The 25552-nt window shown below is 73.4% G+C and carries 23 protein-coding genes; 11 read left to right on the top strand and 12 right to left on the bottom strand.

Annotated elements, in window-relative coordinates; all coding sequences use genetic code 11:
• Positions 1 to 25: 25 nt before the first annotated feature.
• Both ACZ53K_RS14870 and ACZ53K_RS14865 read right to left on the bottom strand, forming a co-directional pair.
• Positions 26 to 1231 carry a CaiB/BaiF CoA transferase family protein gene (locus ACZ53K_RS14870; protein WP_468835719.1) on the bottom strand — a complete coding sequence of 402 codons (1206 nt, stop codon included), beginning with the start codon at positions 1229 to 1231 and terminating at the stop codon, positions 26 to 28.
• Between the two features lie 266 nt (positions 1232 to 1497).
• Complete coding sequence (locus tag ACZ53K_RS14865) at positions 1498 to 2703, bottom strand: type ISP restriction/modification enzyme (RefSeq protein WP_468835943.1); 1206 nt, start codon at positions 2701 to 2703, stop codon at positions 1498 to 1500.
• Between the two features lie 217 nt (positions 2704 to 2920).
• Here ACZ53K_RS14865 and ACZ53K_RS14860 point away from each other — a divergent pair, with 217 nt between their 5' ends.
• Complete coding sequence (locus ACZ53K_RS14860) at positions 2921 to 4282, top strand: MFS transporter (RefSeq protein WP_468835716.1); 1362 nt, start codon at positions 2921 to 2923, stop codon at positions 4280 to 4282.
• A 77-nt stretch (positions 4283 to 4359) separates the two neighbouring features.
• Here ACZ53K_RS14860 and ACZ53K_RS14855 read toward each other — a convergent pair whose 3' ends face one another.
• A complete protein-coding gene (locus ACZ53K_RS14855; RefSeq protein WP_468835714.1) occupies positions 4360 to 5109 on the bottom strand; it encodes a GntR family transcriptional regulator in 750 nt (249 codons plus the stop codon).
• Positions 5110 to 5158: 49 nt separating this feature from the next.
• The gene (gene hmgA, locus ACZ53K_RS14850; protein ID WP_468835711.1) at positions 5159 to 6484 is read right to left on the bottom strand and encodes a homogentisate 1,2-dioxygenase; all 1326 of its coding nucleotides are present in this window, start codon (positions 6482 to 6484) and stop codon (positions 5159 to 5161) included.
• 294 nt (positions 6485 to 6778) lie between these two features.
• On the opposite strand from hmgA, the gene ACZ53K_RS14845 reads away from it, so the two are divergent.
• The 6 genes from ACZ53K_RS14845 (at position 6779) to ACZ53K_RS14820 (ending at position 13786) form a co-directional block, all read left to right on the top strand.
• On the top strand, positions 6779 to 8287 hold the full coding sequence (locus ACZ53K_RS14845) for a CitMHS family transporter (RefSeq protein WP_468835708.1): 1509 nt from the start codon (positions 6779 to 6781) through the stop codon (positions 8285 to 8287).
• A gap of 3 nt (positions 8288 to 8290) precedes the next feature.
• Positions 8291 to 9622, top strand: a complete 1332-nt coding sequence (locus ACZ53K_RS14840; RefSeq protein WP_468835706.1) for an MFS transporter — start codon at positions 8291 to 8293, stop codon at positions 9620 to 9622.
• A gap of 31 nt (positions 9623 to 9653) precedes the next feature.
• The gene (locus tag ACZ53K_RS14835) at positions 9654 to 10424 is read left to right on the top strand and encodes a class I SAM-dependent methyltransferase (protein WP_468835703.1); all 771 of its coding nucleotides are present in this window, start codon (positions 9654 to 9656) and stop codon (positions 10422 to 10424) included.
• A 159-nt stretch (positions 10425 to 10583) separates the two neighbouring features.
• A complete protein-coding gene (locus tag ACZ53K_RS14830) occupies positions 10584 to 12002 on the top strand; it encodes an aldehyde dehydrogenase family protein (RefSeq protein WP_468835701.1) in 1419 nt (472 codons plus the stop codon).
• A 59-nt stretch (positions 12003 to 12061) separates the two neighbouring features.
• Entirely contained in the window at positions 12062 to 13144 is a 1083-nt protein-coding gene (locus ACZ53K_RS14825) for a Zn-dependent alcohol dehydrogenase (RefSeq protein ID WP_468835699.1), read from the top strand.
• Between the two features lie 192 nt (positions 13145 to 13336).
• The gene (locus ACZ53K_RS14820; RefSeq protein WP_468835696.1) at positions 13337 to 13786 is read left to right on the top strand and encodes a hypothetical protein; all 450 of its coding nucleotides are present in this window, start codon (positions 13337 to 13339) and stop codon (positions 13784 to 13786) included.
• Between the two features lie 189 nt (positions 13787 to 13975).
• On the opposite strand, the gene ACZ53K_RS14815 is transcribed toward ACZ53K_RS14820, so the two are convergent.
• Together ACZ53K_RS14815 and ACZ53K_RS14810 are read right to left on the bottom strand one after the other, a co-directional pair.
• Positions 13976 to 14992, bottom strand: a complete 1017-nt coding sequence (locus ACZ53K_RS14815; protein ID WP_468835694.1) for an urea transporter — start codon at positions 14990 to 14992, stop codon at positions 13976 to 13978.
• Positions 14993 to 15055: 63 nt separating this feature from the next.
• Positions 15056 to 15706: a TetR/AcrR family transcriptional regulator gene (locus ACZ53K_RS14810; RefSeq protein ID WP_468835691.1), complete on the bottom strand. Its 651-nt coding sequence runs from the start codon at positions 15704 to 15706 to the stop codon at positions 15056 to 15058.
• 119 nt (positions 15707 to 15825) lie between these two features.
• On the opposite strand from ACZ53K_RS14810, the gene ACZ53K_RS14805 reads away from it, so the two are divergent.
• The 4 genes from ACZ53K_RS14805 (at position 15826) to soxR (ending at position 19134) form a co-directional block, all read left to right on the top strand.
• Positions 15826 to 16977 (top strand): acyl-CoA dehydrogenase family protein, encoded by a 1152-nt coding sequence (locus ACZ53K_RS14805; protein ID WP_468835688.1) that lies wholly within the window; start codon positions 15826 to 15828, stop codon positions 16975 to 16977.
• A gap of 148 nt (positions 16978 to 17125) precedes the next feature.
• Positions 17126 to 17752, top strand: a complete 627-nt coding sequence (locus ACZ53K_RS14800; protein ID WP_468835685.1) for a TetR/AcrR family transcriptional regulator — start codon at positions 17126 to 17128, stop codon at positions 17750 to 17752.
• 159 nt (positions 17753 to 17911) lie between these two features.
• On the top strand, positions 17912 to 18373 hold the full coding sequence (locus ACZ53K_RS14795; protein ID WP_468835682.1) for a MaoC family dehydratase: 462 nt from the start codon (positions 17912 to 17914) through the stop codon (positions 18371 to 18373).
• Positions 18374 to 18495: 122 nt separating this feature from the next.
• Entirely contained in the window at positions 18496 to 19134 is a 639-nt protein-coding gene (soxR, locus tag ACZ53K_RS14790) for a redox-sensitive transcriptional activator SoxR (protein ID WP_468835680.1), read from the top strand.
• 3 nt (positions 19135 to 19137) lie between these two features.
• On the opposite strand, the gene ACZ53K_RS14785 is transcribed toward soxR, so the two are convergent.
• The 6 genes from ACZ53K_RS14785 to ACZ53K_RS14760 form a co-directional block, all read right to left on the bottom strand.
• On the bottom strand, positions 19138 to 20580 hold the full coding sequence (locus ACZ53K_RS14785; RefSeq protein WP_468835677.1) for an amidase: 1443 nt from the start codon (positions 20578 to 20580) through the stop codon (positions 19138 to 19140).
• 69 nt (positions 20581 to 20649) lie between these two features.
• Positions 20650 to 20763, bottom strand: a complete 114-nt coding sequence (locus ACZ53K_RS14780) for an MFS transporter small subunit (protein WP_425274966.1) — start codon at positions 20761 to 20763, stop codon at positions 20650 to 20652.
• Entirely contained in the window at positions 20760 to 22139 is a 1380-nt protein-coding gene (locus ACZ53K_RS14775; RefSeq protein ID WP_468835674.1) for an OFA family MFS transporter, read from the bottom strand. The genes ACZ53K_RS14780 and ACZ53K_RS14775 overlap by 4 nt, the downstream gene beginning before the upstream one ends.
• A 19-nt stretch (positions 22140 to 22158) precedes the next feature.
• Positions 22159 to 23004 carry a 3-keto-5-aminohexanoate cleavage protein gene (locus ACZ53K_RS14770; protein WP_468835671.1) on the bottom strand — a complete coding sequence of 282 codons (846 nt, stop codon included), beginning with the start codon at positions 23002 to 23004 and terminating at the stop codon, positions 22159 to 22161.
• 65 nt (positions 23005 to 23069) lie between these two features.
• Complete coding sequence (locus ACZ53K_RS14765; protein ID WP_468835668.1) at positions 23070 to 23687, bottom strand: hypothetical protein; 618 nt, start codon at positions 23685 to 23687, stop codon at positions 23070 to 23072.
• A gap of 387 nt (positions 23688 to 24074) precedes the next feature.
• Positions 24075 to 25391, bottom strand: coding sequence for a serine-threonine protein kinase (locus tag ACZ53K_RS14760; protein WP_468835666.1), 1317 nt, complete (start codon positions 25389 to 25391; stop codon positions 24075 to 24077).
• Positions 25392 to 25552: the final 161 nt, after the last annotated feature.

The raw sequence follows: 25552 nt of genomic DNA, 5'->3' as shown, positions 1-25552 counted from the left end.
TGGACAACGTGCCGTTCCCGGTCCCTCAGGCGACCACACCGTCCCGGCGCAGCGCTGCAATCCGCTCGCTCGTCAGACCCAGAGCGCTCAGCAGCGCGTCGGTGTGTTCGCCGAGGGCCGGGATGTTCCCCATCACCGGCCCACTGCTCCCGGGCAGCGTGACCGGCGGCAGCAGCGCTCGCAACGGCCCTGCCGGTGACCCCACCTCCCGCCAGCGGTCGCGGGCCGCGAACTGCGGATGCCCGGCCAGCTCCGCCACCCCGTTCAGCCGCGCACAGGCGATCCCCGCCGCCTCCAGCCGCCGTACGGCCTCTTCGACACCCATCCCGGCCAGCGCCTCACCCACCACCCGGTCCGTCTTGTCCCGGTTGCGGGTCCGCGCCACATTCGTCGCGAACGCCGGATCATCCGCCAGTCCGGGCCGCTCCAGCACCTGCCGCGCCAGCCGCTGCCACTCCCGGTCGTTCTGCACGGACAGCAGCACCGGCCGCCCGTCCGCCGTCGGATAGGCGTTGTACGGCGCGATGACGGCGTGCGCGACCCCCGTGCGCGCGGGTGGTGTGCCCCCGTACATCCCGAAGTAGAGCGGGTGCCCCAGCCACTCGGCCAGCGCGTCCAGCATCGCCACCTCCACCGGTCCGCCGCGGCCGGTCGCGCCGCGGCGCAGCAGCGCGGCCAGCACGCCGGAGAACGCGTACATCGCCGCCGCGATGTCCGCCGCCGGTATCCCGGCCTTCGCCGGCTCCGCGGGCGTCCCGGTCAGCGAGACCAGCCCGGCCTCGCACTGCACGAGCATGTCGTAGGCCCGCTTGTGCGCGTACGGGCCGTCGGGGCCGTAACCGGAGATGTCGACGGCGACCAGGCGCGGGTACCGGGCGCACAGCGCCGCAGCGTCGAGCCCGAGCCGCGCGGCCGCGCCCTGCGCCAGGTTCTGCACGAACACGTCCGCTTCGGCGATCAGTTGCTCCAGCAGCTCGCGCCCCCGCGGGTCCTTCAGGTCGAGCGCCAGGGATTCCTTGCCGCGGTTGGCCCACACGAAGTGCGAGGCCAGGCCGCGTACGGAGGTGTCGTAGCCGCGGGCGAAGTCACCGCCGTCCGGCCGCTCGACCTTGATCACCCGGGCGCCGAGGTCGGCGAGCTGCCGGGTGGCGAACGGCGCGGCCACCGCCTGCTCGACGGAGACGACGGTGACGCCCGCCAGGGGCGGCGGCTGTGGCGGAGTGTGGTCCATGGTCGGAGCACCTACCCGCCGTCGCGCGCCGGGCAACGCGCGCGGCTGCCCGGCCACGGCAGAGCCTGTCTTTGAACCCCCGCCTGCGCCCCGACGCCCGGCACGCCCTCCCCCAAGCTCTTCGAGCAGGGGGGACCCCCACGCCGCACGGCGCCCCAGGACAGGTGGCTCCGCCACATGACCTGGAACGCCGCACACCGATCGCACGCACCGAACGCCGCGGCGCCCGCGCTTCGCGCGAACGACGGGGGTTCAAAGACAGGCTCTCACAGCAGCGCGAACTGCCCGTCCGGGCCTTCCTCGTGATGATCCAGTACGGAGGCCGGGCGGCGGGCCGCCGCGGGCGGCGGCAGCACCCCCGCCGCGCGCAGCTCGGGCGCCTCGACGCGCGGTCCGTCCGCCGTCCGCCGGTGCACGTCCTCCAGCGCTGGCCGCAGTTCGGCCGCCAGCGCCAGCACCGTGATCAGCTCCAGCAGCTCGGTGGTCCACTCCTGGGGCCAGGCGGCGGGCCGCACCGCCTCCAGGCTGCCGGGCTCGGCCACCGCGGCCGTACGGCGCTCGAACCACGCCTCCAGTACGCGCACCCCGCCCGCCTCGGCCTCCCAGGCCGCCCGCGGCACGGGGGAGACCCGGCCGGGGCCGAGGAGCAGCGCCTCCTCGTCCGGCAGGTAGGAAAGGGCGTCGGGCAGCCCACGTGCGGGGAGCGGGGCTCGTACGTAGGGCCGCCGGCCACCGGGCATCCGAGGACGGTCACCGGCGCGCGCCCCGTACGCCGTCCCAGTGCCCCGCGCGCCCCTCGTCTGGAGCCACAGCAGCCGCTCGCCCAGCCCGACACCGTCCGCCCACACACCCGCGTCGGCGGTCAGCGGCACCACCGCGCCGGACGGCGTGGGCCGGGCACTCGCCGCCGTCCAGGCGAGCACCTCCCCGGCATCCACCGGCCGGTCCAGACGCCGGGCGAGCAGCTCCACCAGGCCAGGCGCAAGGTTCGGTTCGCAGCCACCGGGCCGCCGGTAGAGCGGGCGGATCCGGCCGGGCCGCCCGGCCGGAGACCGGCCGTCCGGCAGCAGCGCGGAGGCCACCAGCGCCGGCCCCTCCGACTGCGGTACGTGCCCCAGCTCCACCACGAAGACCTGCCGCCCGTCCGCGACCCGCCACAGCTCCGGCCGGGCACCGTCGATCAGCCGGTGGTCGGGCAGCAGCCACTGCTGGTCGTACGGGCCGTGCAGGACGCGCACCGGATCGGGGCACGGCCCGCCGGCGTGCGCCAGCCGGCCGGTGGGGGTGGTCTGACCGGGCAATTGGGGCACGGCCGTACGCAGCGTACGGGCGCGGCTGGGCCGGAACAGCCGCTCGCGCGCCGCTTCGTCCCCGGCCTCGTGCAGCGCCGCCCAGCGGGCCCGCAGCGAGGCGGCGTCCGGAGCCATGACCCAGCCGCGGCCGAGCCGCAGCGGCGCGGCCGACCAGGGCATCAGGTCATCGAGCCGGGGTGCCGCCGCGAGCCTGCCGCCGCCGCTGCCCGTGGCCTGTGTCACCGTCACGCGGTCGCCCTCCCTGGACCTTCGGTGCGCCCGTTCCGCTCAGGGCATCGTAACGGCGGCGGCCGGAGGCGGTCTTTTGCGAGTGATCAACGCCGGGTACGGTCCTGGCCGTAGGCCCGGGCCGCCGCACCACGACGGGAGGAGCCGCATGACCGCCACGCAGCTCACCGGGGCGCGGGCGGGAGCCCGGCTGGACCGGCTGCCGCCGTCCCGCTGGCACCGCCGCCTGACCTTCACCGTCGGCATCGGTGCCTTCTTCGACCTTTACGAGATCTTCCTCGGCGGGGTGCTGGCCGCGGTGCTCGCCGAGCGCTGGCACCTGGACCACACGGCCAAGTCCTGGGTGATCGCCGCCGGGTTCCTCGGCATGTTCGTGGGCGCCAACGTACTGTCGGTGCTCGCGGACCGGTTCGGACGGCGCCGGATGTTCCTGGTCAATCTGGGCGCGTACTCCCTGTGTTCGCTGCTGTGCGCCTTCGCGCCGAACGCCGAGTGGCTGATCGCGCTGCGCTTCCTGGCCGGCCTCGGCCTCGGCGCGGAACTCGTCCTGGTGGACACCTACCTCGCCGAGTTCCTGCCGCGCGCGGTACGCGGCCGCTACATCGCCTGGGCCTACACCTTCGGCTTCCTCGGCGTGCCGGTGGCCGCCTTCGTCGGCGCGCGCCTGGTCGCCACCCGCGAACTGCTCGGCGTCGAAGGCTGGCGCTGGCTGCTGGTGGCGGGCGCGCTGGGAGCGGCGTTCATCCAGCTCATGCGCGCCCGGCTGCCCGAGTCGCCGCGCTGGCTCGCCGTACACGGCCGCGAGGAGGAAGCGGCACGGATCGTCACGGACATCGAGGAGCGCGTCGCACGGGAGACCGGCGAGACGCTGCCGTCGGTCGCGGTGGAGGCGGAGACGCCGCAGCGCCGCGTCCCGCTGGGCGAGATGTTCCGCGGCGACCACCGGCGGCGCACCCTCATGTGGTGGATCTTCCAGGTTCTCCAGACGGTCGGCTACTACGGCTTCGGCTCACTGGCCCCGGTCGTGCTGACCGCCAAGGGCCACACCGTCACGGCGTCACTGAGCTACGCCGCCCTCAGCTTCTGCGGCTATCCGCTCGGCTCGGCCCTGTCCGTACCCCTCATCGACCGGATCGAGCGCAAAACGCTGATCATCGCCGCCGCGCTCGGCATGGCTGTCTGCGGCCTGGCCTTCGGGTTCGCCGACGCGGGCTGGCTGATCGTGAGCGCCGGATTCGCGCTGACCGTGTGCAGCAACGTCTTCTCCAACGCGTTCCACGTCTACCAGACCGAAATCTTCCCGACCGGCCTGCGCAGCAGTGCCATCGGCATCGCCTACTCGCTGTCCCGGCTCACCTCGGTGATACTGCCGTTCATCGCCCTGACCGTGCTGGCGGACCTCGGACCCGGCGCCGTCTTCACCGGCTCGGCCGTACTGATGCTGCTGCTGTGCCTGGACGTGGCCCTGCTGGGGCCGCGCAGTACGGGGCGCAGCCTGGAGCGGATCTGACAACCGGCCGGGGCACGCTCGGTGCCCTTCGCTCACCCGGCACAGCCCCGGTCCGCGCGGAGGCCGGAGGACGCCGCTCAGTGCGCGTCCAGCGTCACCGTGAAGGAGAAACGATCACCCCGGTAGTGGATCCGGGCGACGTCCACCACCCGGCCGTCCTGGTCGTACGTGATGCCCGTGTAGTGCAGGATCGGGCTGAGCAGCGGCACCTGGAGCAGCCGGGCGGTGTCCGGGTCGGCCAGCCGTGCCTCGACCGTGTCCGTGATGCGGCTGATGGCCACGCCCACCGCGTCCCGCAGCACCTTCGTCATCGGCCAGCGCTCCAGGTCCGCGAGGTCGACGCGGGCGGCGACCTCGGGGTGCAGGAAGTTCTGCGCGTGGTTCGTCGGCTCGCCGGTCTTCGCGTCGCTGCGCAGCCTGCGGTACGTGGCCACCTCCGCCAGGCCGGGGAAGTACTCCGCCAGCTCGGACGGCACGGCGGCCGGGCCGTGGTCCAGCAGTTCGGTGCGCATGCCGGACTGCTGGGCCACGATCGCGTCCACCGAACCGAGCAGCCGCACGGGCGCCCCGCGCCGCGCGCTCGGCTCGATGAACGTGCCGCGCCTGCGGTGCCGGCTGATCAGCCCCTCCGTCTCCAGCTCCTTGAGCGCCTGGCGCATGGTCAGCACGCTCACGCCGTAGTGCGCGGCGAGCGCGTCCTCGGTCGGCAGGCGCAGCGGGGCGCCGGGGGAGCGGCCGAGTATGGACGCGCGCAGCGACTGCGAGACCTGGTACCACAGCGGCAGCTTGCGGTTCAGGTCCAGCGAGTCGGGGGCGAAGGTGGTCACGGACGACTCCGTATCAGGGGCCGGACGGTTCCCGGTCAAGCCGGTGCTCTCAGGGACGGAAGTGGCGCTCAAGACCTTCCCACACCCGGTCGTAGCCGCTCTGCAGGTGGTCGGCCTCCGCCGCCTGCCCGGTGAGGGTGACCGGCCAGCGCGTCTCGAACATGAACGCCAGCCCGTCGTCGATCTTCTGCGGCTTCAGCTCCGCGGCGCCGGCCCGGTCGAAGGTCTCCCGGTCGGGGCCGTGCGCGGACATCATGTTGTGCAGCGAGCCGCCGCCCGGGACGAAGCCCTCCGCCTTGGCGTCGTACGCGCCCTCGACGAGCCCCATGTACTCGCTCATCACGTTCCGGTGGAAGTAGGGCGGCCGGAAGGTGTCCTCGCCGACCAGCCAGCGCGGCGCGAACACCACGAAGTCCACGCCCGCCAGGCCCGGAGTGTCGGACGGCGAGGTCAGCACGGTGAAGATCGAGGGGTCCGGGTGGTCGTAGCTGATCGAGCCGATGACGTTGAAACGGCGCAGGTCGTAGACGTACGGGACGTGGTTGCCGTGCCAGGCGACGACGTCCAGCGGCGAGTGCTCGTACGTCGCCTTCCAGAGGTTGCCGCAGAACTTGGTGACGACCTCGAAGGGCCCCTCCTCGTCCTCGTACGCGGCGGCAGGCGCGAGGAAGTCCCGGGCGTTGGCCAGGCCGTTGGCGCCGATCGGGCCGAGGTCGGGGAGCTGGAAGGGCTGCCCGTAGTTCTCGCAGACGTAGCCGCGGGCGGCGGCGTCGAGCAGCTCGACGCGGAAGCGGACACCGCGCGGAATCAGCGCGACATGCCCCGGTTCGGCGCGCAGCAGGCCCAGTTCGGTGCGGATCAGCAGGCCGCCGTGCTCGGGCACGATCAGCAGTTCACCGTCCGCGTCGCTGAACACCCGGCGTTCCATGGAGGCGTTGGCGTGGTACAGGTGGATCGCCATGCCGGCGCGCTGGGTGGCGTCGCCGTTGCCGCCCAGGGTCCACAGCCCGGCCAGGAAGTCGGTGGGGGCCTCGGGCGCGGGCAGCGGGTTCCAGCGCAGGCGGTTGGGGTCGGGGGCGGTCTCGGTGAAGGGGGCGCCGCGGAGCGCGCCGTTGTCCACCCGGGTGAACGCGGGGTGCGCGGCGGACGGACGGATCCGGTAGAGCCACGTACGGCGGTTGTGGGCGCGCGGTTCGGTGAAGGCGCTGCCGCTCAGCTGCTCCGCGTACAGGCCCAGGGGGGCGCGCTGGGGGGAGTTGCGGCCGGCCGGCAGCGCGCCGGTGACCGCTTCCGAGCTGTGCTCGTTGCCGAATCCCGAGGAGTACGCGAGCCCCTCGGCCGTCTTTCTCGCCCGCTCGTTGCCCGTGCCTGTCATCGCGCGCTCCCGCCGCTCAAGGGGATCCAGCAATCCTATGGAGGACCTTAGGATTGCTGGCCCGCCCCGTCAACGGAGACTCTCGGCCACGTCCGGCACGCCGTGCGCGGTGCCGGTCCGTACGCGCGCGGGCCGCCGGACCGGCCGGACCGCGGCGCCCACACCGCCCGCACCGCCTGTTGTTTTGCTCGTATTGCTCGCGCGTCAAGACCTTGTTAACGAAAGTTTCGGCCACCTACCGTCGCCTCGACCGCCGTCCCGGGCGGTGTTCAAAGGTGAACGTGAGGTACCCCCATGCTGACAATCCTCGGATTCGTCATGATCGCCACCTTCCTGGTGCTGATCATGACGAAGAAGATGTCGCCGATGGCAGCGCTCATCCTGATCCCCGCGCTGTTCTGCGTCCTGGTGGGCAAGGGCGCGCACCTCGGCGAGTACGTCCTCAAGGGCGTGGGCGACCTGGCGCCGACCGCCGCGATGCTGATGTTCGCCATCATCTACTTCGGCGTGATGATCGACGTCGGCCTGTTCGACCCGATCGTCCGGGGCATCCTGCGATTCTGCAAGGCGGACCCGGTCCGGGTCGTGGTCGGCACCGCGCTGCTCGCCGCGATCGTCTCGCTCGACGGCGACGGCTCCACCACTTTCATGATCACGGTCTCCGCGCTCTACCCGCTCTACCGCCGCCTGAAGATGAGCCTGGTGGTCATGACCGGCGTCGCCGCCACCGCCAACGGCGTGATGAACACCGTCCCCTGGGGCGGCCCGACCGCCCGCGCCGCCACCGCCCTCAAACTGGACGCCGGCGACATCTTCGTCCCCATGGTCCCGGCGCTGGCCACCGGCCTGGTCGCGGTCTTCCTCCTCGCGTACGTCCTCGGCCGCCGCGAGCGCAAGCGGCTCGGCCTGCTCACGCTCGACGACGCGGACACCGCGACCGGGCGGACGGTGCCCGGCCAGGCGGCGGGCGAGCCGGTGCTCGCCGCGGTGACCGGCGGCTTCGGGGCCCGGGTCCGTACGACCGTCCTCCGCACGGCAGCACTGCGCACGGCCAAGGCCCGCCCCGCGATGGCGACGGCCACGGCCGGTGCGGCGGGCGGTAGCGGCACGGTCCGTCCGCAGACCGCGGCCGGCGACACGGCCCCCGGCACCGACGACGACCTCCAGGGTCTGGACCCGCACCGCGCCACCCTGCGCCCCAAGCTCTACTGGTTCAACGCCGCGCTCACCGTCGCGCTGCTGGTCCTCCTCGTCCTGCAGACGCTGCCCATCCCGGTGCTCTTCCTCCTCGGCGCCGCCACCGCGCTCACCGTCAACTTCCCCCACATGCCGGACCAGAAGGCCCGGATCGCCGCCCACGCCGAAAACGTCCTGAACGTCTCCGGCATGGTCTTCGCCGCCGCCGTCTTCACCGGCGTCCTCACCGGCACCGGCATGGTCGAGCACATGGCCCGCTGGCTCGTCGACAGCATCCCGGACGGGCTCGGCCCGCACATGGGCATCGTCACCGGCGTCCTGAGCATCCCGCTCACGTACTTCATGTCCAACGACGGCTTCTACTTCGGCATCGTCCCCATCCTCGCCGAGGCGGGCGCCGCACACGGCGTCGGCGCCCTGGAGATCGCCCGCGCCTCCCTCGTCGGCCAGGCCCTGCACATGTCCAGCCCACTCGTCCCCGCCGTCTACGTCCTCGTCGGCATGGCCAAGGTCGAATTCGGCGACCACACCCGCTTCACCGTGAAATGGGCGGTGCTGACCTCCCTGGTCGTCCTCGCCGCCGGCCTGCTCTACGGGATCATCTGACCCGTGGACGCCGCGACGCCCGGCCGGGGCTGGCTGCTGCGCCTGGTCCTCACCTTCTCCTTCGCCCAGGCCGCGGTGAGCATGGCCCGGCCCGCCGTCTCCTACCGGGCGCTCGCCCTGGGCGCCGACGAGCGGGCGGTCGGCGTGATCACGGCGGTGTACGCGCTGCTGCCGCTGCTGGTGGCCGTACCGCTCGGCCGCCGCACCGACCACGGCCGCTGCGCGCCGCTGCTCGTCGCCGGCGTCGCCCTGATCACCGGCGGCTGCGCGCTCAGCGGCGTGGCGGGCTCGCTGCCCGCGATGGCCGCCTGGAGCGGGGTGATGGGCCTGGGCCACCTGTGCTTCGTCATCGGCGCCCAGTCCATCGTCGCCCGCCGCAGCGCCCCCGACGAACGCGACCGCAACTTCGGCCACTTCACCATCGGCGCCTCCCTCGGCCAGCTCATCGGCCCGGCCGCCGCCGGGCTGGTCGTCTCCGGGCACGACGGCGCGATGGCCTCCACCAGCGCCACCGCCCTGCTGGCCGCGGGCACCCTCGCCGCCTTCTCCTACGTGTCCCTGTGGCGCCTGGAACAACGGCCGACCCAGGGCGCGGACACCGCCGCCGGGGCCGCCCAGGACCGTACAACTCCGGCGGAACGCACCTCCGTACGCGGCATCCTGCGCACCCGGGGCGTCGCGGCCGGCATCTTCATGAGCCTCGCGGTGCTCTCCGCCACCGACATCCTCACCGCCTACCTCCCCGTCATCGGCGAGGACCGCGGCATCGCGCCCGCCACCGTCGGACTGCTGCTCAGCCTGCGCGCTGCGGCCACGGTCGCCTGCCGCCTCGTCATGACGCCCATGATCCGCCTGCTCGGGCGCACCGCCCTGATGGTGACCAGCTGCGCGCTCGCGGGCCTGCTCTGCGCCGGGCTGGCCCTGCCCGCACCGGTCTGGGCCCTGGCCGTGATGCTGGCCGTCCTCGGCTTCTGCCTCGGCGTCGGCCAGCCACTGTCCATGACCACGGTCGTCCAGGCCGCGCCGGCGGCGGCCCGCAGCACGGCGCTCGCCCTCCGCCTGACCGGCAACCGCCTCGGTCAGGTCGCGGCCCCCGCGACGGCGGGCCTGCTGGCCGGACTGGCCGGCACCGCCGCGCCCTTCGCGATGCTCGGCGTCCTCCTCCTGGCCTCGGCAGGCGTGGCCGCCCGCCCGGCGCGCAGGAAACCCGGGCCACCGCTGCCGGACAACACCGACAGCACTTCCGGGACCGCCGACGGCACCCGGACACCGGCCCCCGACGACGGAACCCGCGCCACCCCGTCTCCCGACGACGGAACCCGCGCCCCCCGGTGAAGACCGCTCCCCGCCGCACTATCGTGACCCCATGCCGGACCCGCCCTTGGAACGGTTCTTCAGCCAACTGGCCCCCACCTACGACCTGCTGTACCCGGACTGGCCCGCCGCCGTCGCCCAGCAGGGCCGCGCCCTCGACACGTACGTACGCGAAGCGCTCGGCGACCGGACGCACCGCATCCTGGACTGCGCCTGCGGCATCGGTACCCAGGCGATCGGACTGGCGGCGGCCGGCCACACCGTCACCGGCACGGACCTGAGCCCGGTCGCGGCGGCCCGCGCCACGGCCGAAGCCGCCGCCCGCGGCCTGCACCTCCCGACGGCCACCGCCGACATGCGGCACCTCCCGTTCCCCGACGCCCTCTTCGACGCGGTGGTGTGCGCGGACAACTCCCTGGCGCACCTCACCACCCCCGGGTCGGTACGCGCGGCCCTCGACTCCATGCGACGGGTGCTGCGCCCCGGCGGCCGGCTCCTGCTCGGTATGCGCGCGTACGAGGAAGCCCGCCGCGAACGCCGCGAAGTGCTGCCGGCCCGCGTCACCCGCACCCCCGACGGCGGCCGGGCCGTCACGCTCCAGCTGTGGCAGTGGCACGACGACGGCGAGCACTACGACTTCGACCTCATCCAGTTGCTGCCGCGCGGTGACACCTGGGAGGTACGCAGTCAGCGGGCCACGTCCTGGGCGCTGACCCGGGAGCAGGTCACTGCCTTCGTCACGGCGGCGGGCTTCGAAGCCCTCGCGTGGCACGAGCCGGAGGAGGGGGGATACTTCCAGCCGCTGCTGACGGCTCGGGGCTGAGGGGCGGGGCCGGGGCACGGACCCGGGGCACCGGCCCGGCTGCGGTGCGGGCACCGATGGCCGGTAAGAGGGCCTGGCGCCAGAAAACTACCACCGCTAGTTTGGGTCGGCGGGTACCTTCGGGGCTCACGGGACAGCAACCGGCGTGGAGGCGACGACGTGAAGCAGCACGACGCTATGTACATCGACGGAAGCTGGCGGCCCGCCGCCGGCCCGGACACCATCGACGTCGTCAACCCGGCCGACGAACGGGTCGTCGGCACTGTCCCCGCCGGGACGGCACAGGACGTGGACGCCGCGGTACGCGCCGCCCGCGCCGCCTTCCCGGCCTGGGCCCGCACCGCGCCCGCCGAGCGCGCCGCCCGGCTGACCGCGCTGCGTGACCAGCTCGCCGGGCGCGCCGGGGAGATCGCCGAGACGATCACCGCCGAGCTGGGCGCGCCGCTGGCGTTCAGCAAGGCGGTACAGGCCGCCGTACCGGTCGCGGTGGCCGGCTCGTACGCCGAACTGGCCGCCACCCACCCCTTCGAGGAGAAGATCGGCACCTCCACCGTCCTGCACGAACCGGTCGGTGTGGTCGGCGCCATCACCCCCTGGAACTACCCGCTGCACCAGATCGTCGCCAAGGTGGCCCCGGCGCTCGCCGCCGGCTGCACGATCGTCCTCAAGCCCGCCGAATACACCCCGCTGACCGCCCAGCTGTTCGCCGAATGCGTGGACGCGGCGGGCGTGCCGGCCGGTGTCTTCAACCTCGTCACCGGCCTGGGCCCGGTCGCCGGCCAGGCGCTGGCCGAGCACCCGGACGTGGACCTGGTCTCCTTCACCGGCTCCACCGCCGTCGGCAAGAAGATCGGCGCCATCGCCGGCGCCGCCGTCAAACGCTGCGCCCTCGAACTCGGCGGCAAGTCCGCCAACGTGGTGCTGCCCAGCGCCGACCTGGGCAAGGCCGTCGGCGTCGGCATCGCCAACGTGATGGCCAACTCCGGGCAGACATGCAGCGCCTGGACCCGGCTGCTGGTCCCCGCCGACCGGTACGACGAAGCCCTGGAACTGGCCGCCGCGGCGATCGCCAAGTACGTGCCGGGCGACCCGCTGGACGGCGCCAGCCGCCTCGGCCCGGTCGTCAACGCCACCCAGCGCGACCGGGTACGCGGCTACATCGAGCGCGGCATCGAAGAGGGCGCCCGGGTCGTCGCGGGCGGCCCGGCCGCCCCCGAAGGGCGCGAGCGGGGCTACTACGTCCGCCCGACGCTCTTCGCCGACGTCACGCCCGACATGACCATCGCCCAGGAGGAGATCTTCGGCCCGGTCGTCGCGGTCCTGCCGTACGCGGACGAGGAGGAGGCCGTACGGATCGCCAACGGCACGGTCTACGGCCTGGCCGGCGCGGTCTGGGCCGGCGACGAGGACGAGGCGGTCGCCTTCGCGCGGCGCCTGGACGCCGGCCAGGTCGACATCAACGGCGGGCGCTTCAACCCGCTCGCGCCGTTCGGCGGCTACAAGCAGTCCGGCATCGGCCGGGAACTGGGCCCGCACGGCCTGACCGAGTACCTCCAGACCAAGTCCCTCCAGCTCTGACCGCCGCGTCGGCCGCCGCACCCCCCGCCGCCCCCCGGAGAACAAGGAGCCACCTCCGCATGACCCGTGCCGCCGTACTGACCGCCGTGGGCGCCCCGCTGGAGGTCGCCGAAATCGAACTGCCCGGACCCGGGCCGGGCCAGGTACGGATCCGCCTGGCGGCGGCCGGCGTCTGCCACTCCGACCTGTCACTGTCCGACGGCACACTCCGGCAGCCCGCGCCCGCCGTCCTCGGACACGAGGGCGCGGGCACCGTCACCGCCGTCGGCGCGGGCGTCGGCCACCTCGCCCCGGGCGACCAGGTCGTCCTGAACTGGGCCCCTTCCTGCGGAGACTGCCACTTCTGCGGGCTCGACGAGCCCTGGCTGTGCGCCGACTCCGCCGCTGCGGCGAACACCCCGTACGCCCGGCTCGCCGCCGACGGCAGCGACCTCTACCCCGGCCTCGGCACGGCGGTCTTCGCCGAGGAGACGGTCGTCCCGGCCAACGCGGCGCTGCCCCTGCCGTCCGGCGTGCCGCTCACCGACGCAGCACTGCTGGGCTGCGCTGTACTGACCGGCTGGGGCGCCGTACACCACAGCGCGCGGGTCCGGGCGGGGGAGTCGGTGGCGGTGTTCGGCGTGGGCGGCGTGGGCCTGTCCACCCTCCAGGCCGCGCGTATCGCGGGCGCGGGCACGATCGTTGCCGTGGACGTCTCCCCGGCCAAGGAGGAACTGGCCCGCGCCGCGGGCGCCACCGAGTTCCTCATCGCCTCGGACGACACCGCCAAACGCATCCGCAAACTCACCGGCGGACACGGCGCGGACGTCGCGATCGAGTGCGTGGGACGGGCGGAGACCATCCGTACGGCCTGGTCGTCCACCCGGCGCGGCGGGCGCACCACCGTCGTCGGCATCGGCGGCCAGGACCAGCAGGTCACCTTCACCGCCCTGGAACTCTTCTACTTCGGCCGCACGCTGTCCGGCTGCGTCTACGGCAACAGCGACCCGGCCGCCGACCTGCCACGTATCGCCGAACACGTCCGCAGCGGGGCGCTCGACCTGTCCGGCATGGTCACCGAACACATCGCCCTGGCGGACATCCCCGCCGCCTTCCAGGCGATGCGGGAGGGCAGGGGAGGCCGCGCCCTGATCGTCTTCTGAGGCAGGCGGCACGCCGCGCCGGACCGGCCCACGTTGCACCGGCCCGACCGGCCCGACCGGCACGCCGCGCCGGACCGGAGGTCAGCGGCTCCATGACCTGGGAGGTCATTGAGGCGCCGCCCCGATGACGGCATCGTCTTCCCTGACCGGGCCGCCACCGGCCGGACCCGCCCGCGCCAGGAGGAGACGCGTATGAGCACCGCCACGCCCACGACCACGACCGGCACCATGGCCCGCTCCGCTCCGGCGGCGGGCGCGGGCCTGCTGCGCACGGTCCTGCGGATCGACAGCTGGAGCACCGCCGCGTTCGGCGTCTTCATGCTGGCCGGCGGCAAACCCCTCAGCGAACCGCTCGGCATACCGACGACCTGGTCCGTACCGATCGGCATCGCCATGCTCGGCGGCGCCGCCGCCCTCACCCTGATCGCCGGCTACCCACGCATCCCGACCGGCCCGGCCACGGCCGTCGTCGTGGGCAACGCCCTCTCCTGCGTCGCGATGCTCTTCCTCACCTTCTCCGGCCTGCTCCCGCTCACCGGCCTGGGCACCGTGTTCCTGGTGACCGGCGCGGTGACGGTGGCGGTGTACGCGGAGCTGGAGTACGTGGGGCTGCGGCGGTACTTGAGGGCGGAGGAGGGCTGAGGGGGGCTCTCGGTTCAGTCCGGGGGAGGCGGGAAGGCGCCGCCTGCCGCCCGCGGCCCTGATACGCGGCCCGGTGGACGAGCCAGACCCACCACGGGAATCCCCACCCGGCATCTGCACGATGCATGATTCGCCTCACTCGAAAAGTTCTGTCGGCAGGGCGCTTCGCGCCGCTGCCGACGAGGTACGTCAGGCCGACGTCGGCGCGGTCGGCGCAGCCGGGGTGGCTGCCGGCGTCGGCTCTTCAGCCTTCCGCAGGCGTGGGAACGCCGGGGCCGCCGCCAGGAAGACGAGGGTGGTCAGGACGAATGGCCAGGTGAAGGCGTGGCCGCCGGACGGGGCGGTGAGGGCGGTCAGGGCCGGGGTCAGGGCGGTCGCGGCCGCCGCGCCGGTCACCGCGTACGCCGCGGTCCGGCGGCCGGCCGGCAGGGAGACTCCGCACAGTGCCATGGCGACCAGCACCGCGTTGCAGCCCGCCGCGCCGGACGCGAGCTGCGTCGCCGGCGCGCCCAGCAGCCACGCGGTGCCGGTACCGGTGAGGCTGCCCAGGCACGCCATCGCCCCGGCCGTCCGGCTCGCGGCGAAGATGCCGGCGAGGAACAGCGCGCCGACGTACCACTGCGGCATGAAGAAGATCTGCGCGACGTTGGCGAACAGCCCGTGCCACAGGTCGGCGAACGACAGCGCGGACGGCGGTCCGGCCGGCTGAGGCAGCGCCGCCGGGGCAGCGCCCTGGTGCCAGAGCCGCGCGAAGCCCGGCGCCGCGATCGTCAGGGCGCTCGCCACCAGGCAGAACGGGAGGGTGAGCGTGGGGAGTTGCCGGCTTCCCAGTACGCGGGCGACGGCGGCGGTGACGACCGTGACCACCACACTGCCGCCCATCGCGAGGAGCGCGGTGGACAGGTGTCCGGGGCCCAGGAAGACCGCCGAACCGACGGCCACCAGGCAGGCGTTGAAGCCTTCGAGACCGGCGGAGATCCGGTCGCGGTCCACTCCGAGGAGGTGTGCCGTGGCCGTGCCCGTCGCGGTGCCGAGGAGCCCGTACAGGCCGTACGTCCAGTCCGCCGCGCACAGCGCCAGTGTGAAGACCGCGCCGGTGACCGCGCTCGGCAGGAAGTCGACCTGGGCCTGGCCGCGCAGGATGTGGACGACGTGCCGGGTCCAGGGGGCGCTCCGGTCCCGTACCGCGGCGATCGGGTCACGCATGTCGTCTCCCCTCGGACACAGCTCTCCGGCAGGCGGGCCTTAGCGGGCGGATGTACCTTACATCTACAAGGGGGGCGACGGGGCGGAATCCGGATGCCGCAGCGCCAGCCCGTCGACCAGTGCCAGCAGGCCCGTCTCGAACGCCCCTTCGTCGACGCGCTGCTGGTGCTCCGCGAGCAGATGGGCCTGGCCCAGGTGCGGGTAGTCCGCCGGGTCGTAGGCGCCCGGGTCGTCCACGAAGCCGCGCGCGAAGGAGCCCAGCGCGGAGCCCGCGACGAAGTACCGGACCATGGCGCAGATCCGGGTCGCCTGGGCCGGCGGCCAGCCCGCCGCCACCATGCCGCCGAAGGCCGCGTCGGCCATTTTGAGGCCGGCCGGGCGGCGGCCCGGGCCCTGGGCGAGGAACGGCACGATGTTCGGGTGCGCGGCGAGCGCCGCGCGATAGGAGCGGGCCCAGGCCAGCAGGCCGGTACGCCAGTCCGCGCCGCCCGCGCCGAGGGCCGAGACGTCCACCTCGGCGATCACCGTGTCGGCGACCGCGTCGAGGATCTCGTCCTTGGTCGTGAAGTGGTTGTACAGGGACGGCCCGCTGACGCCCAGCTCGGCGGCGAGCCGCCGGGTGGACAGGGCGGCCAGGCCCTCCGCGTCGATGAGCGCGAGGGCGGTGGTGACGATGCGCTCCCGGCTCAGGAGGGGCTTGCGGGGTCGGGCCATGCCGCACATAGTAGAGGCTGCCGCCCAAAAACTAGCAGTGGTAGTTAACGGGCCTTCCGGCTGTCCCGTCCCATCCCGGACGGCCGGGCCGCCGTCACCCTCTCCCCCAAGGGGCCTTGATGAACCTGGAGCTCAGCGAGGAGCAGGCTGCCGCCCGGCAGCTCGCCAAGGACTTCGTCGACCGCGAGATCGCGCCGCACGCCGCCGCCTGGGACCGCGCCGAACGTGTCGACCGGGGCATCGTGAAGAAACTCGGCGAGGTCGGCTTCCTCGGCCTGACGATTCCCGAGGAGTACGGCGGCTCCGGAGGCGGCCACCTCGCCTACGCGCTGGTGACCGAGGAGCTGGGCCGCGGCGACTCCGCGGTGCGCGGCATCGTCTCCGTGTCACTGGGCCTGGTCGCCAAGACCATCGCGTCCTGGGGCGACGAGGAACAGAAACGGCGCTGGCTGCCCCCGCTGACCTCCGGCGAGGCCGTCGGCTGCTTCGGCCTCACCGAGCCCGGCACCGGCTCCGACGCGGGCAACCTGACGACCCGCGCCGTGCGCGACGGCGACTCCTACGTCGTCAACGGCAGCAAGATGTTCATCACCAACGGCAGCTGGGCCGATGTGGTGCTGCTCTTCGCGCGTACGAACGACGCCCCCGGCCACAAGGGCGTCAGCGCCTTCCTCGTTCCCACGGACACGCCCGGCCTGGAGCGCCGGGAGATCCACGGCAAGCTGGGGCTGCGCGGCCAGGCCACCGCCGAACTGGTGCTGGACGACGTCCGGATACCCGCCGACGCCATGCTCGCACCGGAGGGGAAAGGTTTCTCCGTGGCCATGTCGGCCCTCGCCAAGGGGCGCATGTCGGTCGCCGCCGGCTGCGTGGGTATCGCCCAGGCCGCCCTCGACGCCGCCGTCGGCTACGCCACGCAACGCGAACAGTTCGGCCGGACCATCGCCCACCACCAACTGGTGCAGGAACTGATCACCGACATCGCCGTCGACGTGGACGCCGCCCGCCTGCTGACCTGGCGGGCCGCCGACCTGATCGACCGCGGCGAGCCGTTTGTCACCGAGGCGTCCAAGGCGAAGCTGTTCGCCTCCGAAGCTGCTGTTCGCGCCGCCAACAACGCCCTCCAGGTCTTCGGCGGTTACGGCTACATCGACGAGTACCCGGTCGGCAAACTGCTCCGCGACGCCCGCGTGATGACGCTGTACGAGGGCACCAGCCAGATACAGAAGCTGGTCATCGGGCGCGCGCTCACGGGGGTTTCGGCGTTTTGAGGGGTCTGGCACGGCCCGCGCCCGTTTGATCCGCACTCCAGCGTCCGTACGCTACGGGCTCGTCGACTCTAAGCGCTTGCTCACCGGCGGGGTAAGGTGTTCGGTCCGTCGTGGAGGGACCGCGGCGGACCGAGGATCGGGGTGCGCGATGGTCACGGAGGCGGAGCAGGCGGACGGCTCGGCGGAGGACTGGGCCGATGTGTCGCCGGAGGCGGCGCGTCGCCTGGTCTGTGCCGCCGTGCAGGCGTTCGCCGAGCGCGGGTACCACGCCACCACCACCCGGGACATCGCGGGCCGGGCCGGAATGAGCCCGGCCGCGCTGTACATCCACTACAAGACCAAGGAAGAGCTGCTCTTCCGGATCAGCGGCATCGGCCACGAGAAGGCCCTGCGGATCATGGAGGAGGCGGCCGGCGCCGAGGGCGGCCCCACCGAGCGGCTCGCCGCTGCCGTCCGTACCTTCGCGCGCTGGCACGCCCGGCACCACACCACCGCCCGGGTCATCCAGTACGAGCTGCAGGCGCTGAGCGAGGAGCACTACGCACACGTCGCCGACCTGCGGCGGCGCACCGACCGCTCGCTGCGCGGCATCCTGCAGGATGGTGCCGACGCGGGGGAGTTCACGGTCGGTGACGTGCCGGGCACCACCCTCGCGGTGCTGTCGCTGTGCGTGGATGTGGCCCGCTGGTTCTCCGCGGAGGGCGCCCGTACGCCCGAGGAGGTGGGCGATCTGTACGCCGGCCTCGTGCTGCGCATGGTCGGTGCGCGGGGGTAGAGCGACCCGGGCGGGTGTGGGTGTGGGCCGGGCCCCGGCCGGGTGCGGGTCGGGTTCGTGGGGCCATTGACACGGAAGAGTCCGCCGCAGATGCTGAGCAAGCGCTTAGTCGGCGGACGGTACGGTCCGCGCCTGCGGAGCCTGAGGAGGCATACGGACATGGCAGAGCCCCGGGTGTTCGGCTCGCTCGACGAACTGCGGAACGCGGTCGGCGAGGACCTCGGCACCAGCGACTGGCTGGAGATCGACCAGCAGCGGATCGACCGGTTCGCGGAGGCCACCGGCGATCACCAGTGGATCCACGTCGACCCGGAGCGGGCCGCGTCCGGGCCGTTCGGCACCACCATCGCGCACGGCTACCTGACGCTGGCGCTGCTGCCCGCCCTCGTACCGCAGCTGCTGCGGGTCGACAACGTCAAGATGGGCATCAACTACGGGGTCGACAAGGTCCGCTTCCCCGCCCCCGTCCCGGTCGGCTCGCGGCTGCGGGCGACGGCCCGGATCGCGGGCGTGACGGAGGTGTCCGGCGGGGTGCAGCTCGCGACGACGGTGACCGTGGAGCGCGAGGGCGGCGAGAAGCCGGTCTGCGTCGCGGAGACGCTCAGCCGTTTTCATCTGTAAGCAGTGGCGGGTGGGGGCGGGTACGGCTTCGCTCCGTGGCCGGGGGCGCCGCCCGCGCGCGGCGGCCCCGGCCGGGCGCATCCCCGCAGTCCACCGGCCGTGCCCACGGATAGGGTTGTCCCGTGCCTCAGCTTCCTTTCAAGGTCCACGAGCTCACGGTCGGCCAGCTCTCCGCGCGTAGCGGCGCGGCGGTGTCCGCCCTGCACTTCTACGAGTCCAAGGGGCTGATCAGCAGTACCCGGACGGCGGGCAACCAGCGCCGCTACACCCGCGACGCGCTGCGCCGGGTCGCTTTCGTGCGCGCTGCCCAGCGGGTCGGCATCCCGCTCGCCGTCATCCGCGATGCGCTCGCCGAACTGCCGGACGAGCGGACTCCCAACCGGGACGACTGGGCGCGGCTCTCCGAGGTCTGGCGCGAGGAACTGGAAGAGCGCATCACGCAGCTCGTCGAGCTGCGTGACCGGCTGACCGACTGCATCGGCTGCGGCTGTCTGTCCCTGCAGAAGTGCGCGCTGTCGAACCCGTACGACCAGCTCGGCGAGCAGGGCCCGGGCGCGCGGCGGCTGCGGGTGGACCGGGTCGGCGGACCGTCCCGGGGACGCGGCAGCGCGTCCGGGGACGGTGCGGATGGAGGCGGCGCGTCCGGGGACGGTGTGTCCGGTACGGACGGACGCTGTGCGACCGCCGCGCAGGACGACGACCGCCGCACTGCCGCCCGGGACGACGACCGCCGTCCCGTCCGGCGGGGCGCGGACCGCTGACGCTTACCACACGTCGGGCTTGCGGCCGGCCCACGGCCGGGCCTCCTCCAGCTGCGCGGAGAGCGCGACGAGCGTCGCGTCCTCGCCGTACCGTCCGCCGAGCATGACCCCGATCGGCAGGCCCGCCGCGTTCCAGTGCAGCGGGACGCTCACCGCGGGCTGTCCGGTGGCGTTGTACAGCGGCGTGTACGGGGTGAAGGCGCCGACGACGGCGAACTCGGCCTGTGCGTCCGCGTCGTTGCGCAGTCCGCCCACGAGCGGCGGCGGCTGGGCGACCGTCGGGGTCAGCACCACGTCGAATCCGCCGTCCCGTGGCATCACCTGGTCGGCGATGACCTGCCCCAGCATCCGGAACGCGTACAGCGCTCGCGCGTACTCGACCGCCGGGATCTCGGCGCCGCGTGCCCGCAGGTAGCGGGTCAGCGGCATCAGGTCCGCCTCGTCCCGCGGCGGCACCGGGCGGGTGGCGGCGATCACCGACCAGACGCGGGTGAAGGCGTGGCGGGCGCTGTCGTCGGCGGGCAGCGTCAGCTCGTCCACCTGGTGGCCCAGGTCGGTGAGGAGCGCGGCCGTCTCCGTGGCGGCCGCCCGGCAGTCCGGGTGCAGCTCGATGCCGGGGAACGGCACGTCGGCCAGCCAGCCGATGCGCAGCCGCCCCGGGTCGCGCCCGGCGTACGCGGTGTACGTCTCGCCGGGCGGCAGCCCGGGCCCCGCGTACGGGGCGCCGGGCATCGGACCGGCCATCGCGTCCAGCAGCGCGGCGGCGTCCGCGACCGTACGGGCGAGCGGGCCCGAGGTGCTCAGACCCGACACGTCGTGGAGCAGCGGTCCCGAACTGATCAGGCCGCGGCTCGGCTTGATGCCGTACAGCCCGCAGAGCGAGGCCGGGATGCGGATGGATCCGCCGCCGTCGCTGCCGTGCGCCACGGGGGCCAGCCCGCCGGCCACCGCGGCGGCGGCCCCGCCGCTCGAACCGCCCGCCGAACGCCCCAGGTCCCACGGTGTGCGGGCGGGCGGCGCGAGGAGGTTCTCCGTGTAGCAGGGGAGGCCGAATTCGGGGGTGTTGGTCTTGCCGAGCAGGATCGTGCCTGCCGCGCGCAGTCTGGTGACGACATGGTCGTCCATCTGCGCCACGTTGCCGGCCAGCGTCCGGGACCCCATCGTGCAGCGCACACCGGCGACCTGGCTGAGGTCCTTGACCGGTACGGGCACGCCGTGCAGCGGCGGCAGCGTACGGCCCGTCCGGCGCGCTGCGGTGGCCTCCTCCTCTGCGGCGGCCGCCTGTTTGCGGGCGATGTCGGGGGTGCGGGTGAGGAACGCGCCGAGCGTGGCGTCCAGTTCCTCGGCGCGGGCGAGGTAGTGCTCGGTGATCTCGACGGGGGACAGCTTGCCGGTCCGCACCCCCTCGGCCTGTTCCAGCGCGGTCAGGTCGTGGAGCTCTGCCATGGACGTCCGCCTTCGCGTGTGCTGGTGGTGAGGGGCGTTGATGAATTGGTGCATGCGGCCTGTGGTCGCTCACCCCGTGAAGAGTTGTCTCAGTTTGAGGGCCAGTTCGTAAAGGCCGTATCCGAACGGCAGGCCCACCCACAGCCAGGCCAGGACGAGCAGGGCGGTGCGGCGGGCGGTCACGGGGCGGCTCCCTCCGGAGTGGCGGACGCCGGGCTCGCGGGCCCGGCCCCGGTGGACGGCGGTTCATGGTGCCGGGGATGTACGGGCCGTACCAGCTCGTTGGCGGCGAATCCGACGACGAGCAGGCCGATCATGACGAAGAAGGATGTCGTGTACAGCTCGGAGCCGGTGTGCCCGGAGGCGCGGCGCGCGTCGGCGACGGCGTTGACGATCAGCGGCCCCAGGACGCCCGCGATGGACCAGGCCGTGAGCAGCCGGCCATGGATCGCGCCCACCTGATACGTGCCGAACAGGTCCTCCAAGTAGGCCGGTACGGTGGCGAACCCGCCGCCGTAGAAGGAGAGGATGACTGCCGCGCAGCCGATGAACAGCGGCTTCGAGGCATCTCCGGCCAGCGCGATCAGCAGGTACATCAGCGCGCCGGCGCCCAGGTAGAGACGGTAGACGTTCTTCCGGCCTGCCAGGTCGGAGGTGGCCGACCAGACGATACGGCCGAGCATGTTGGCGAGCGAGAGCAGGCCGACGAAGCCCGCGGCGGCCGACGCGCTCACCGGCGCGGAGCTGCGGGCGAAGAAGTCGGAGATCATCGGCGCGGCCTTCTCCAGGATGCCGATGCCCGCCGTGACGTTGGTGCACAGAACCACCCACAGACACCAGAACTGCGGGGTGCGCAGGGCGTTACGGGCCGAGACCTGTGCACTGGTGACCAGCGGGCGGGGCGCGGCTGCCGCCCGGCGCGCACCGGGCGCCGCCGCCCCGGCGGACGGCACCCGTACCAGCAGCACGCCGAGCGTCATGAACACGGCGTACGCCAGCCCCATGACCAGGAACGTACGGGCGATGCCGGAGGAGTCCTCGCCGAAGGCGGCCAGCAGCCCGGCGGACCACGGCGAGGCGATCAGGGCGCCGCCGCCGAAGCCCATGATGGCGATGCCGGTGGCCGTGCCGGGACGGTCGGGGAACCACTTCAGGAGCGTCGAGACGGGGGAGATGTAGCCGATGCCCAGGCCGATGCCGCCGATGAAGCCGTAACCGAGGACGACGAGCCAGTACTGGCGGGTGGCCGCGCCGAGCGCCGCCACCAGGAAGCCGGAGGAGAAGCAGACGGCCGAGACGGACATCGCCCAGCGTGGGCCGTTGCGCTCGACGAGGGTGCCGCCGAAGGCCGCGGACAGCCCCAGCATCACGATGGCGAGCTGGAAGGGCAGCGCGGAGGCCGTGCCGGACAGTCCGAGCGAGGATTCCAAGGACGGCTTGAACACGCTCCAGGCATACGCCTGTCCGATGGCGAGGTGGATGGACAGCGCCGCGGGCGGCACGAGCCAGCGGCTCCACCCCGGCGGCGCGACGGTACGGGAACGGGCGGGCGCACACATGACGCGGAACGTACATCGTTCATCTACCTCCGGGAAGTACGCCGCCACCAGGGGGGAGCGCGTCACTGCCCCAAGGAAGCGCGTCACTACCCCCGGGGAGTGCGTCTCTGCCCCCGGGGAGTACGCCGCCGCCTCCCGGCCGGGGTCCCGGCGCCAGCTCCCGCAGCGCCGCCCGCACCAGCTCCGCATTGGAGGCGACGGGTGAACCGTCCGGCAGCAGCAGTGTGTCCTCGACGCCCATACGGGTGGCCAGGCCCAGCTCCCCGGCGAGCCGCAGCACCGGCCAGGCCCCGCCGTCCTCGCCGTGCAGCAGCACCGGGCGGCCGTGTGCGCCGTACGCGTCCAGCGCGCGCAGCAGGCCGCGCGCCGTCTCCCGCGCCGAACCGGTACACGGGTCCATGACCTCGGCCAGCACCCGCAGCACCCGGGGCCCCAGCGGCGAAGCCGCGAAGCGCTCCGCGCCGTCCGTGCCCGACCAGATGCCCGCCTCGACGCCGACCCCGCGCTCCAGCAGGGCGGCGGCGACCGCCTCGGCGCCCGGCTCGTGCCAGTTCACCGAGGCGTGGTCGGGCAGCACCGGCCACGCCCGTACGCAGGCCACCCTGCGCTCCGGGTCCGGTCCGGCCCAGACGCCGGTGGTGACACCCACCGGCACGTCCACCACGGCCCGTATCGCCTCCAGCGCCGGCGTCAGCACACCGGGCGCGAGGGACTCCCGCCCGCACGGTGACCTGGGGTGGACGTGGATGTCCCGGGCGCCGGCCGCGACCGCCTTCCCCGCGGCATCGGCCAGCTCCGCCGGGACCCTCGGCACCACCCCGGAACCGGCGGCGTTCCGTGAGCCGTTGAGGCATACCTGAACCATGCCCCCGAGCATGACACCAGGGTCTGACAACGCACCCCGGCGCCGGAACCGCTGCCCGCGCTCCCTCAGGCCGCCACGTACAGCCGCCGCTCGCGGGAGGACTCCCGCGCCTCCGCCAGCGTCTCGCGGGTCAGTACCGAGAGCGGCGCGACGATCCCGCACTCCTGGCACACCGGCCCGGCCACCGGAAAGCGTTCGAGATCCGTGCGCCAGACGAACCGCTGCGTGCCGCAGACCGGGCAGCCGGTGCGCGGCGTGCCCGACTCCATCGCGCGGATCATGCTGCGCAGCACCGCGGCCAGCGGCGCCGCCGGATGCCGGTGGGGCGCTTCGCACGGCACGATGTCACAGCCGCCCCAGGTACGCCGGTGCCAGTCGTCGAGCGCGCTGGGCTGCCGGATGCCGTCGTGCTTCTCGCGGCGCCGACGGGCCGCGAACTCCTTCTCGTACCCGAGCCAGACGGCGCGGGCCTCTTCCAGTTCCTCCAGTGCGGCCATCAGCCGCGCCGGGTCGGGTTCGCGGTCCTCGGTCGCGATGCCCGCCCTGGTGCACAGATGGTGCCAGGTCGCGCGGTGCCCGTACGGGGCGAAGCGTTCAAGGCACTTGCGCAAGGCCGTGCGCCGCTGCGTGGCGACGAGACGGGGGTTGCGCACCTGTTCTGCGAGAGCTCTGAAACCGGCCAATTCATCCCACCTCCGTGGGGAGGACCCGACTGGACAGGGAATGGACGTAGCGGACCGCCCGCCGGATCCATCGAACTGTCTTGCGGATACGTGGTGGCGGCACTCGCGCCGCACCGGGCGCACCTCTCGCTCCCGATGCCCCCCGCGGCGCCCGGCGCGCCTCGTGTGCATCATCCACCGTACATCTGTGGGGATTTGAGAAAGTTAAGGTCGTCCGCCTTCCCGCTGCGGCGCGCTGCCGGCAGCCCGTCGAGAGATGCGCCGGTGGTTCCTGGTACCCACGCAGCGACCGTCGATCCGCGCCGTGACCGACTTGGCGCCAACCGGCCCGATACGGGCCCGGTAGGGGAACGGAACCGGACAGCGGCTCCGCGTCTACGTCACGGCCTACTTCATGACCACCCGCCCGGCGCCGAGGATCACCCGCGCCAGTTCCCCGTGGCAGACGTCACTGTGCGCGCCGGCGGGCGGCGGCCCGTTGCGGACCACCGCGGACGCGTCGACACTCACACAGCCCTTACCGGGCACCGCGGCGCCCAGCTCCAGACGCTGGGCGCCGTCCACGGCCTGGACGCCGTCGTGGCCGATCGCGCCCCACCGGTCGAACAGGCCGAGGAAGCTCGCCGAGTCGCCGGAGAGCTTCGAGGCCAGCGGGTACAGCTTGCTCAGCGCCGAGTCGTGCCGCGAGTAGCAGGACACCATCGGGCCGTCCACCCGCTGCTGCACCCCCTTCAGCGCCCCGCCGCGATCGGGGTCGTGCGGCAGCCGGGCGGCGAACGCGTAGTGCGAGAAGGCCCCTTGCAACAAGGTCACGGACTTCACCTCGGTCACGCCCGGAGGCATCCCGCGCAGCCCGTACGCCACCAGGCGCGCGCCGAAACTGTGCCCGATCAGATGGATACGCGTACCCGGCGCGCTCTTGACCAGCTTGCCGAGCACCGGCCCCAGCCCGAGCTGGCCCACCACGCCCGCGCGCCGCTTCATCGCGTAGTAGCCCGACTGCCGCAGCAGCTCCTTGGCCCCGTTCCACATGCGCTTCAGCCCGTCACCGAACAGCTCCTGCTGCCCGCACTTCTCCAGTGCCGCCGTGAAGATCTCACACACCCCGAGCGGGTCGTCGGTGAGCATCGCGGGCGTACCGGCCCCCACGTCCTCGGCCAGCCGCCGCGCCGGACTGTTCTCGCGCACCGCCACCAGCTCACGTACGAGGCGCGCGAACTCGTCGAAAGCGGAACGGGCCGCGGGCCGCTCCGCGAGCAGCTCCTGGAGGCGTCGCAGCGTCAGCTCCCGACCGGGGAAGACCCGCGCCAGCGCGTGCAGCGACACCTCGTCCAGCAGGGGCGGCCCGGCCGGTACCGCGGCCGGGGACGGCCCCGCCTTCGGGAAGTCCGGAATCGGCTCGTCCGAGAAGCGCATCGCGGGCCAGATCACGCCGGAGTAGCCGAGCCGCACCCCCGCCCCCGCCATGGCCGGGAACGGGGCGAAGAACCGCCCGTACAGGCGGGTGGCCATCGACCGGTCGTTGTTCCAGCCGTGCGCGAACACCAGCAGATCGGTGACGCGCTGCTGCGCCACCCCGGCCACCAGCCGGTCCCGCTGCCCGGCGTCCGGATCGCCGTCGGTGTCGAACGTCAGCTCCCAGTACGGCTGTACGCCGATGTCCCCGGCCGCCGCTGCGCCGGAACTACCCGCTGTCTCCGTCATGACGACCCCCTGAGCGGCGCGCCGGGCCATGCTGCCGACCCGGAGGACCGAGCCGCGCCGCGGTGTGCAGCGCATCGTCCTGCCGACGGGCGGATCCGGCCATACGCCACGCATGGCCCGTTCGCGGCAGACGGCGGCCGGGGACGGGCGGTCGATGCCCG

It is taken from the genome of Streptomyces sp. NPDC033221, assembly GCF_055577005.1.
The sequence above is the reverse complement of the archived record's forward strand: the minus strand, read 5'-3'. Positions and strand labels throughout refer to the sequence as shown.

Coding starts and splice junctions, on each gene's coding strand:
- ACZ53K_RS14870 (WP_468835719.1), bottom strand. CDS start 1,231: ATGGACCACACTCCGCCACAGCCGCCGCCCCTGGCGGGCGTCACCGTC.
- ACZ53K_RS14865 (WP_468835943.1), bottom strand. CDS start 2,703: ATGCCCTGGTCGGCCGCGCCGCTGCGGCTCGGCCGCGGCTGGGTCATG.
- ACZ53K_RS14860 (WP_468835716.1), top strand. CDS start 2,921: ATGACCGCCACGCAGCTCACCGGGGCGCGGGCGGGAGCCCGGCTGGAC.
- hmgA (WP_468835711.1), bottom strand. CDS start 6,484: ATGACAGGCACGGGCAACGAGCGGGCGAGAAAGACGGCCGAGGGGCTC.
- ACZ53K_RS14845 (WP_468835708.1), top strand. CDS start 6,779: ATGCTGACAATCCTCGGATTCGTCATGATCGCCACCTTCCTGGTGCTG.
- ACZ53K_RS14835 (WP_468835703.1), top strand. CDS start 9,654: ATGCCGGACCCGCCCTTGGAACGGTTCTTCAGCCAACTGGCCCCCACC.
- ACZ53K_RS14825 (WP_468835699.1), top strand. CDS start 12,062: ATGACCCGTGCCGCCGTACTGACCGCCGTGGGCGCCCCGCTGGAGGTC.
- ACZ53K_RS14820 (WP_468835696.1), top strand. CDS start 13,337: ATGAGCACCGCCACGCCCACGACCACGACCGGCACCATGGCCCGCTCC.
- ACZ53K_RS14815 (WP_468835694.1), bottom strand. CDS start 14,992: ATGCGTGACCCGATCGCCGCGGTACGGGACCGGAGCGCCCCCTGGACC.
- ACZ53K_RS14810 (WP_468835691.1), bottom strand. CDS start 15,706: ATGGCCCGACCCCGCAAGCCCCTCCTGAGCCGGGAGCGCATCGTCACC.
- ACZ53K_RS14805 (WP_468835688.1), top strand. CDS start 15,826: ATGAACCTGGAGCTCAGCGAGGAGCAGGCTGCCGCCCGGCAGCTCGCC.
- ACZ53K_RS14800 (WP_468835685.1), top strand. CDS start 17,126: ATGGTCACGGAGGCGGAGCAGGCGGACGGCTCGGCGGAGGACTGGGCC.
- ACZ53K_RS14795 (WP_468835682.1), top strand. CDS start 17,912: ATGGCAGAGCCCCGGGTGTTCGGCTCGCTCGACGAACTGCGGAACGCG.
- ACZ53K_RS14785 (WP_468835677.1), bottom strand. CDS start 20,580: ATGGCAGAGCTCCACGACCTGACCGCGCTGGAACAGGCCGAGGGGGTG.
- ACZ53K_RS14775 (WP_468835674.1), bottom strand. CDS start 22,139: ATGTGTGCGCCCGCCCGTTCCCGTACCGTCGCGCCGCCGGGGTGGAGC.
- ACZ53K_RS14770 (WP_468835671.1), bottom strand. CDS start 23,004: ATGGTTCAGGTATGCCTCAACGGCTCACGGAACGCCGCCGGTTCCGGG.
- ACZ53K_RS14760 (WP_468835666.1), bottom strand. CDS start 25,391: ATGACGGAGACAGCGGGTAGTTCCGGCGCAGCGGCGGCCGGGGACATC.